Genomic DNA, 9,524 nt, shown 5'->3' with positions numbered 1-9,524 from the left:
CGTGTGGCTTTAATCGTTCAAATTTGGCCTTTGCCATGAGTGTATCCTCTTATTATGGGTTACTAAATTAAAAAGTGCGATAAAATAAATAAGGTTGTTAATTTCTATAATTTAGTAAATTACAACACTAAAAGGCAACACTAAGTGCTGCCTATCGATAAATTAACTAGCTGTGTCGTGAATTTGGTGCAAGGTCATCAACAATCCCTTGTAATTAAATTAAAGTTTTATCTTAAATACTCACCTAACTTTATATGCTTAGCTCTATGTGAGCTATACTCAACATCATAAATTTATATTCTTTAATGAGTATACGACCAACTTAAAGCACAATTATTGAATATTTTGTCAATTAAAATAATGGAGCTCATATCGAGAATTGAACTCGAGACCTCTCCCTTACCAAGGGAGTGCTCTACCGCTGAGCTATATGAGCTTAATATGCTTTAATTTTAAAAAATAAGTTGGAGCGGGTGGCGGGAATCGAACCCGCGCCATCAGCTTGGAAGGCTGAGGTTCTACCATTAAACCACACCCGCAATATCACAGCTTTAAATGGCTGCCAGTTGCAATGGGATTTGGCAGTGAGCTGATCAAGATAGAGTATACTGAACACTAATTGAAAATCGTACTAGAAAATGGTGGTGGGGGAAGGATTCGAACCTTCGAAGCTTTCGCGACAGATTTACAGTCTGTTGGGTTTGACCGCTCCCCAACCCCACCTAAGGTGTAAAACTAACTATTATGCAAAGTAGTTTTACTAAAATTGCGCTAAGCAAAGTACTTTGAAGGACGAATGGTGCCGACTGCCGGGATCGAACTGGCGACCTACTGATTACAAGTCAGTTGCTCTACCAACTGAGCTAAGTCGGCTTGTTCCTTCGAAGTGGTGAGTATTCTAGCAAATTTTTTACATAACGCAACCTTTTTTTTGATTATTTTCAATTTTTTTAAGGTTTAGGCTATAGTTCCACTGTTGTAAAGCCACAACGCTACTGCTAAGCCCACTAAAATTAGGGCAAGCCATAATACAGAAGAGTTTTTGTTCGAACTGGGTTGATTTGATACAGGAGCTGAATTATTGACATGCGCAACATTATGTTGAGGTTGTTCATTGACTGTATTTAAAGCTTCGCTTGGATGTTTTTCCGGCACTGATGTATCCATGTTAGCGTCATTCGTTACAGAGTTAGTTTCTATTTTCTCATGCAAATTGGTAGTTGCTGACATTTGTGCAGCCGCCGCTTGCTTGGCTCTATGCACATCTGGATCAGCTTCGGCAGCCAATTCTTCAAAATGTTCGATATCATTTTCATGAGTATGCTTATGCTCTGGGGCGTGGTAACCAGTAGGCGCTTCGAGTTCTTCTTCTAACTTTTTCTCAAGCTCAGATTCTGTCATGGTTTTAATACCGGACTTTTCAATGGCTTCGGCATTTTCTTCAGCTTGATGCTCTGCTCTTTCAGCGGCTATTATTTTTTCAAACTCACTGTCTTCTTTATCATCCATGGTTCGTGCTGGTTCAACTTTAGAATCAACAGCTTCTGAAACCTGCGTAATGACTGGTTCGACGTCATTATTGATTGGTTCAACCCCAGTTGATTCGACCACTTCTGGTTGTTCAATTTTAGCCTCTATTAGTTCTGATTCGATAGGTTCGCTGACAGATTCTGGTTGTATAGATTCTGACTGTATAGCATCTAAGTGTACAGATTCTGGCTGTACAACTTCAGGCGCTATTACTTTAGAAACGGTTTCACTAGCCGCCATAGTCTTTTCAGTCTGAGTGACCTTAAAACTAAAAGCAGCAAAGGTTACCACATCATCAGCCATTAAACTTTTAGGCTGATGTGGCTCAAGCTTGACCTCATTGACCAGTGTGCCATTTGATGATCCTAAATCCTGTATTTGTAACTCATTGCCGACTACCTTCAATTCTGCATGCTGACGCGATACCTGTTTGCTACCTAGCACCACATCATTGTCTTGGCCACGTCCTACCGTTAATTTCTCATTGATATCTAGCTCAAGATTACCAAGAGCTTCTGTAATAGCAGTAAGCTTCCATTGCTTAGGGTCAGAATTTGTCATAATAAAACCTCTATCTTAATGTTAATAATCGGAATATCTCTAAAATGGGGTAATTGATAATAGCAGCTTGAACTAGTATGGCCTTATAACTTTTACTTGCGACAACGGTAATCAATTATGCTTTTGATTTGGGACATAGTACAATTATGAACAACATGATTGTCTACAACATAACTGACTTCAACATGATTGCCTACAACACGATTGCCTACAACATCACTATAATAGGCGATTTAAGTACCATCAACTCTATTTTCAGTCTCACATTAAATAAGTTATAACTTGTTTTTAATAAATATACTAGCTTGCCAATCAACCAATAGACTATTTTATAGTTGATTCAAGAAAATTTTTAGGTTCACAATACCTTCTAGTTTAACATAAGCAACAGCTGACATAGGCGTTTCATAAACATATGGCATCTCATTTGCAAATACATTATTTCATAAGATTGCTATTTAAGCGCATTACCTCTATCTGCTAAAAGCGCATTGTTATTCATGACAAAGGGTCAATCCTTTTCAAGTAAGCAACTACATTATCAGACTGTTTTATTTAGTATACGCCAATGACTTAAACTTTGTTCGTGCTAATTAATCAGCCATAATTAATCAGCCATAATTAACTCAACCTATTTAGTGAAGCTTATTTAGTGAAGCGCATTTAGTGAAGCATCCTTTCTAAAATCTATTTAAACTAAAGTAATATCATAGCTTAATTCATATAATTACTGGATTATCAAAAAAAAAGAATAAAAAAAAGCACTCAAATTTAAACCGAGTGCTTTAATATAAAAAGTGCCTTAATATAAAAAGTACCTTAGTATAAAAATAGCCTTCATAAAAATATATAAACTTAAACATATATTTTGATAGTTGTATTAATGCTCGCGAGTACTACTAAAGGTAATCTCTGGATAGCGATCTTGCATTAATTGCAGGTTTACGCGGCTTGGTGCTAAATAGGTTAAATGACCACCGCCATCTAGCGACAACTGATCGTGCGCCTTTTTCTTAAACTTTGCCAATACCAATTCATCATCACAATGAATCCAGCGTACCGTTGCAATAGACACCGGCTCAAAAACACATTGAACTTTGTATTCTTCTTTTAGGCGATGCGCAACCACTTCAAACTGAAGCACACCCACTGCCCCTAAAATCAAATCATTGTTAATCTGTGGCATAAATACTTGAGTGGCACCCTCTTCACTAAGTTGCTGTAGACCTTTTTGTAATGCTTTAGATTTTAAGGGATCTTTTAGAACTACACGGCGAAACAGCTCCGGTGCGAAATGAGGAATGCCAGTGAAATTCAATTCTTCACCTTCTGTAAAGCTATCGCCAATGCTAATGGTGCCGTGGTTGTGCAAACCAATAATATCGCCAGGATAAGCTTCTTCTAAAGCTTCACGATCTCCTGCTAAGAAAGTTAAGGCGTCAGAGATACGAACTTCTTTACCAAGACGAACATGATTCATCTTCATGCCTTTTTCGTATTTGCCAGAACAGACACGTAAGAAAGCAATACGGTCACGATGACGTGGGTCCATATTGGCTTGAATCTTGAACACGAATCCACTAAAGCTAGGCTCCGTAGCATCAACCTGACGTTCATTGGTAGGGTGGCTCTTAGGTGGCGGCGCATAATTAATTAGCGTATCTAGCACCATGTTAACGCCAAAGTTACCCAATGCAGTTCCAAACAGTACTGGCGTCATTTCACCGGATAAGAATGCATCCACATTGAAATCTTCAAGCGCCATTTGGACCAGCTCTAATGACTCTTCAAATGCCGCAAATGCCAAATCACCCAGACGCTGACGGATATCGGGATAATCATATCCTTCTCGAGTTTCAATCTCAGTAATCTCGCCACCGTGCCCTTTTTGATATAAATAGGTTTTGTCTTCGGTGAGATGATACACCCCAACGAAGTCTTGTCCCATACCAATTGGCCAAGTCACCGGCACGCATTGAATGCCTAACACGGTTTCAATTTCATCCAAAAGCTCTAGCGGATCACGAATCTGACGGTCAAGTTTGTTCACAAACGAGATAATGGGCGTGTCACGCATACGACATACTTCCATTAATTTAATCGTTCTTTCCTCCACCCCTTTTGCCCCATCTACCATCATCAGCGCGCTATCAACGGCCGTTAACGTGCGGTAAGTGTCTTCTGAGAAGTCAGCGTGACCTGGGGTATCTAGCAAGTTAACCATATGATTTTTGTAGGGAAACTGCATGACTGAGGTCGTAATCGAGATACCACGCTCTTGCTCCATACTCATCCAGTCAGAAGTAGCGTGGCGATCGGATTTTCGGCCTTTCACCTCACCCGCTACCTGAATGGCTTGACCCCACAATAGCAGCTTCTCGGTCATGGTAGTTTTACCCGCGTCGGGGTGAGAGATAATAGCGAAAGTGCGACGTTTGGCAACTTCTTTGTAGAGAGTTTTAGGATCTATTGTTTTTGAATCTTGGCTCATAATGTGTGTATCAACTGTAAAATATATCTCTAATAATAAACGGTGCTATTAATAGAAAATTTGAATAGAAAAAATGAATAACAGAATTTAGGTAAATAAGTGAGCATATTGTAACGGATTTCGCCTAAGGGTGCAGAAGATGTTAGGAATGTTTCGTTGTGAGTATTTATGGTGCATAGTCTTTACAAACTGCTAGACAATACTTACAACCTTAGAACGATAGTCATAAAAGCTTTTGTTAGTATCTTAATTGATTATTTGTTTTTAATTTCGATACCTCAACTAATCATAGTTCATAAACCATTCATCAAAGTAATTTCTATCAAAAAATAACGACATAAACTTATAACTATAAAAAGGAATAATAATGAAAACAACGTACTCAACAACAGCGACTGCAACCGATGGCCGTATGGGCGAGGCAAAATTAAGTGATAGTAAATTAATCATTAATATGCAGCCCCCTAGCCCTTCAGCAGACGGCAACAATCCAGAACAACTTTTTGCGATGGCATTTGGTGCCTGTTTTGACGGTGACATTGATATTGTTCAAAGTAAGAATAGCAACCATAAATTTGATCACTCTACCCTAGTAGAGGTCGACCTTTTGGTGGGTGAGCATAACGAACATAGATTGGCATTAAAGATTCATGTTATCGCTAGCAATACGGATCTTAGTGCCGATGAGGTTCAAAAAGTTGTCGATGACGCTTTTGAGATGTGCGCCTATGCCAATACCGTACGAGAAGGTGTCGTTGTTGAAGTAACCTCTGAAATAAAATAGACTTAAATCTAATGCTAATTAGTTTTAAACCCGAATTTATAAACCAAAAGGAATAACTATGAAAACTTTATATTCAACAAAATCTTCAGTCGTTGGCGGACGCATGGGCACGGCCAAGGTGAGTGATAGTGACTTAGTGATTAAAATGACACCGCCAGGTACAGGCGATGGCAACAACCCTGAACAGCTTTTTGCAATGGGTTACGGGGCTTGTTTTGACAGTGCCTTAAGTGTGGTAAAAAGAATGCAAGGTGTTGACTTTGATTCGACCACAGAAGTGGAAGTTGACTTGTTACAAAGTGAAAATCACCAATACAGCCTTGCCGCTAAAATCCATGTTATAGCTAGTAATACAAACTTAAGTGCTGATGAAATACAAAAAGCTGTTGAAAAAGCACATGAAGTTTGTCCTTATTCTAAAGCCACTCGTGGCAACATCGAAGTTGAAGTAACCTCTGAAGTTAACTAAGCGTAATTGAGGTTAAATAAAAAGTTAAGCCAAATTAGTGAATGAAGATTTATAATATTACTTATTTATTAAAAACTTTAAAACCCAAATCTCTTTAGTGTGATTTGGGTTTTTTGTTTATAAAACCATTCTACAATCTCTCAATCAACAGCTGTTTTTTTCGTTATAATGAAACACTATTCTATTAATAACCTAATAACCTAATATCGTATACAGCCTATATACCGTATCTAACCTATCTAGCCTAAAACTATAAATTCAAACCAATTAAGTGATATTTTATGACCGACAATACTGCTGAAACTAACCCTACTCATACCGAAACGCCAGATACAACCACTGATACCTCGCATGAGGCGATTGACCCCAATGTATTGCCAAAATTCGATGATATGCCCAATGTGGCGATGATGGATACCGGTCATATCAATAAAGACGAACCACCGTTTATCTTGGTCGATGGTTCGTATTATTTATTTCGCACTTATCATGCGCTGCCTAAAACCATGATGAATACTCAGGGTCTTATGACCAATGCGATTCGTGGTACGCTCAATGCGCTTTTAAAACTGATGCGTCGCTATCACCCGACTCATATGGCGGTATGTTTTGATACCAAGTCGCCGACGTTTCGCCATGCGATGTCAGAGGATTATAAAGCCAATCGTCCAAAAATGGATCTAGAACTGGCTGAGCAGATTCCTTATATCCACCGCTTGGTTCGCGCTTTAGGCATACCGTTACTTCGTATTGAAGGCGCTGAAGCCGATGATATTATCGGTACGCTAACGCATCGTGCGGTGCAAGAAGGTCATCATGTCGTCATATCTAGTGGCGATAAAGATATGATGCAACTGATTAATGACTGCGTGGTAGTAGAAGACAGCTTCTCGGGCCTTATTACCGATGCGCAAGGTGTGGAAGATAAATACGGTATTAAGCCCAATCAAATGATTGACTTATTAACATTAATGGGCGATAGCTCAGACGGTATTAAAGGTATTCCAAGTGTTGGACAAAAGACTGCCGTCAAGTGGCTTAATCAGTACAACACCGTGGATAACATCCTTGCTCATGCCAGCGATATTAAAGGTAAAGTGGGTGAAAAACTTATAGAATTTGCGGATAATATTCCTCGTGACCGTCAGCTTGCGACCATTATTACCAACCTTGAGATAGGCCAAGATTGGGAAGACTTACGCATCAATACCGATCCAACGGCACATATTGATGAGCTGCGAGAACTGTATAGCGAGCTTGAATTCAAAAATGAATTGGCATCGCTGGATCACCCCAATCATCCTGCTAACTCAGGTGTTAATAGTGTGGCCGATAGCAAAGCAGATGCAGAGTCACAAGCGCAAGTTGCCAAAACCCTGCAAAATCAGAAGCAGACTTCAATCATTGAATATATCAAAAATAGCAAAGCCCATGATAAAAAATGGCATACCGTGCTTGATGAGAACATGCTAGATACTTTGTTCCATAAATTACAAAGTGCCCCACATTTCGTTATCGATACCGAAACCACTAGCATTAACTGGCGAGATGCTGAAATCGTTGGGCTATCGTTTTCAGTACAAGCGCATGAGGCCTATTATTTACCTCTGACGCATGTGGACTATAGCGAGCCTCAAAAAAAGGCAAAGAATAAAAAAGAAGAAGCAGAGCAAGCGCAGCTGCTTGCCAATGCAGAAGTCGATCCGTTAATAGCCAAACAGCTTGATCGTGATACGGTGCTAGCCAAATTAAAACCTATTTTAGAAAACCCAGATATTGCCAAAATCGGTCAACATCTGAAATACGATGCGCATGTGTTATCGAAATATGATATTAATCTCAACACGTCGCCTAAAAATTGGGCAATGGACACCATGCTGGCAAGCTACGTCATCAATGCGGCAGCTACCCGTCATAGTATGGACGATCTTGCCCGCCATTATCTACATACCCAAACCATTAGTTTTGAAGATGTCGCTGGCAAAGGTGCCAAGCAAGTCACCTTTGATAAAGTGGCGATTGAGATTGCCAGTGATTACGCTTGCGAAGATGCCGATATTACCTATCAATTGTTTGGGCTATTCCAAGACAAACTGCAAGGCGATGCGATTAATCAACGATTATTGCACGAGCTGGAAATCCCTGTGGCGCAGATACTGTGCCAAATGGAAGCGGCAGGCATCATGATTAAACGGCCGTTTCTCAACGAGCTATCCGAGCGTTTTGATGAAGAGATTATTGAGCTGGAAAAACAAGCCTACATTGAGGCAGGTGAAGAGTTCAACCTCGGCTCACCCAAGCAATTGGGCGAAGTGTTGTTTGATAATTTAGGCGTCATTGGCGGAAAAAAGACCAAGTCGGGTCAGTACTCAACAGGTGAGGCAGTATTATCAAAGATTGACCATCCCCTAGCCGAGATTGCGCTTGAATATCGCAGCCTTGCTAAGCTTAAAAACACCTATACCGATGCACTCGATGCGGTGGCCGATAAAGAGACTGACAGAGTACACACCAGCTATCATCAGGCGTTAACCACTACTGGGCGTTTGTCTTCAACGGATCCTAATCTACAAAATATCCCCATTCGCACCAAAACAGGTCGCCTGATTCGTCAAGCCTTTATCGCTCCTAAAGGTCGTGTGCTATTGGCAGCGGATTATTCCCAAATTGAGCTACGTCTGATGGCGCATTTCTCTGGTGATGCTAACCTTACCCGCGCTTTTAAAGAGGGTTTAGACATTCACACCGCCACTGCCGCTGAAGTATTGGGCAAAACGATTGCGGAAGTCACCCCGACCGAGCGCCGTAACGCCAAAGCGATTAACTTTGGGCTTTTATATGGCATGAGTGCGTTTGGTCTGGCGAAGCAGTTGCAGATGAGCCGTAGTGAGGCGCAAGACTATATTGACCAATACTTTAAGCGCTACCCTGGGGTTAGACAGTATATGCAAGATACTCGAAATAGTGCGGTTGAAAAAGGCTATATCGAAACCATACTTGGTCGTAAGCTTTATACCCCTGATATCGACCATAGTAATCAAATGGTTCGCCGTGGTGCGGAACGTGCCGCTATTAACGCCCCATTGCAGGGTAGCGCCGCTGATATTATTAAGCTTGCGATGATAGCCGTTAATAAGGTGTTGCCTGCTGGTAACGCTAAAATGTTATTGCAAGTGCATGATGAACTGGTGTTTGAAGTGGATAGCGATAAAGCCGATGAGATCGGTAAGCTGATTAAAACGGCCATGCAAAATGTACTGAGCGACACCGCTAAACAAATGGGCTGGGATATTGATTTTGCCGTACCGTTATTGGTTGAAACGGGCGTGGGCGATAATTGGGATGAGGCGCATTAATTGTTATTGAGTCTTATCAATAGGGAGTTTTAGTAGCAATTTCCCGCTTTTTGCTACTATCTTGGCGGGCAAGGCGGCAGGCATTAAAGCAAGTGCCGTTCTTGTTGCCTCGATAACGCCTCTTGCTAAGTAAATGCAACGCCTTGCTGTACCAGTTGAGTATACTGAAATCCACCCATCCTATATTCTAACACTAAATAAAATTTGCTTTCAATATGGTGTGAGATTTTCATCTAAACTCTTATCTTTCATGAATCAGGGCAAACGCACACTTTTTCAAAAAGAAGTGCGAAAAAGGAGCAAATCGAATAAAGTTATAGGATAGCAGAAATA

5 protein-coding genes and 4 tRNA genes are annotated in these 9,524 nt (G+C 40.5%); 3 read left to right on the top strand and 6 right to left on the bottom strand.

The window, feature by feature from the left end; all coding sequences use genetic code 11:
• Window positions 1-361: 361 nt before the first annotated feature.
• The 6 genes from QZ265_RS07875 to QZ265_RS07850 form a co-directional block, all read right to left on the bottom strand.
• Window positions 362-436 (bottom strand) — tRNA-Thr (locus QZ265_RS07875).
• A 29-nt stretch (window positions 437-465) separates the two neighbouring features.
• A tRNA-Gly gene (locus QZ265_RS07870) sits at window positions 466-539 on the bottom strand.
• Between the two features lie 100 nt (window positions 540-639).
• Window positions 640-723 (bottom strand) — tRNA-Tyr (locus QZ265_RS07865).
• A gap of 74 nt (window positions 724-797) precedes the next feature.
• A tRNA-Thr gene (locus QZ265_RS07860) sits at window positions 798-873 on the bottom strand.
• 84 nt (window positions 874-957) lie between these two features.
• The gene (locus QZ265_RS07855; protein ID WP_296405054.1) at window positions 958-2,091 is read right to left on the bottom strand and encodes an FHA domain-containing protein; all 1,134 of its coding nucleotides are present in this window, start codon (window positions 2,089-2,091) and stop codon (window positions 958-960) included.
• 880 nt (window positions 2,092-2,971) lie between these two features.
• On the bottom strand, window positions 2,972-4,582 hold the full coding sequence (locus QZ265_RS07850; protein ID WP_296405052.1) for a peptide chain release factor 3: 1,611 nt from the start codon (window positions 4,580-4,582) through the stop codon (window positions 2,972-2,974).
• Between the two features lie 367 nt (window positions 4,583-4,949).
• On the opposite strand from QZ265_RS07850, the gene QZ265_RS07845 reads away from it, so the two are divergent.
• The 3 genes from QZ265_RS07845 to polA all read left to right on the top strand — a co-directional run bounded on the left by QZ265_RS07845 (window position 4,950) and on the right by polA (window position 9,191).
• Window positions 4,950-5,366: an Ohr family peroxiredoxin gene (locus tag QZ265_RS07845; RefSeq protein WP_296405051.1), complete on the top strand. Its 417-nt coding sequence runs from the start codon at window positions 4,950-4,952 to the stop codon at window positions 5,364-5,366.
• Between the two features lie 58 nt (window positions 5,367-5,424).
• Window positions 5,425-5,835, top strand: a complete 411-nt coding sequence (locus tag QZ265_RS07840; RefSeq protein ID WP_296405049.1) for an Ohr family peroxiredoxin — start codon at window positions 5,425-5,427, stop codon at window positions 5,833-5,835.
• A 392-nt stretch (window positions 5,836-6,227) separates the two neighbouring features.
• Complete coding sequence (gene polA / locus QZ265_RS07835; protein WP_296405056.1) at window positions 6,228-9,191, top strand: DNA polymerase I; 2,964 nt, start codon at window positions 6,228-6,230, stop codon at window positions 9,189-9,191.
• The last annotated feature ends 333 nt before the right edge of the window (window positions 9,192-9,524 follow it).

It is taken from the genome of Psychrobacter sp. (genome assembly GCF_018260395.1).
Taxonomy (GTDB): Bacteria; Pseudomonadota; Gammaproteobacteria; order Pseudomonadales; family Moraxellaceae; genus Psychrobacter.
This window is presented reverse-complemented; position numbering and strand designations above follow the sequence as displayed.

What these genes read in the sequence shown, in the direction of transcription:
- QZ265_RS07840 (WP_296405049.1), top strand. Translation starts at nt 5,425, where the DNA reads ATGAAAACTTTATATTCAACAAAATCTTCAGTCGTTGGCGGACGCATG.
- QZ265_RS07845 (WP_296405051.1), top strand. Translation starts at nt 4,950, where the DNA reads ATGAAAACAACGTACTCAACAACAGCGACTGCAACCGATGGCCGTATG.
- QZ265_RS07855 (WP_296405054.1), bottom strand. Translation starts at nt 2,091, where the DNA reads ATGACAAATTCTGACCCTAAGCAATGGAAGCTTACTGCTATTACAGAA.
- polA (WP_296405056.1), top strand. Translation starts at nt 6,228, where the DNA reads ATGCCCAATGTGGCGATGATGGATACCGGTCATATCAATAAAGACGAA.
- QZ265_RS07850 (WP_296405052.1), bottom strand. Translation starts at nt 4,582, where the DNA reads ATGAGCCAAGATTCAAAAACAATAGATCCTAAAACTCTCTACAAAGAA.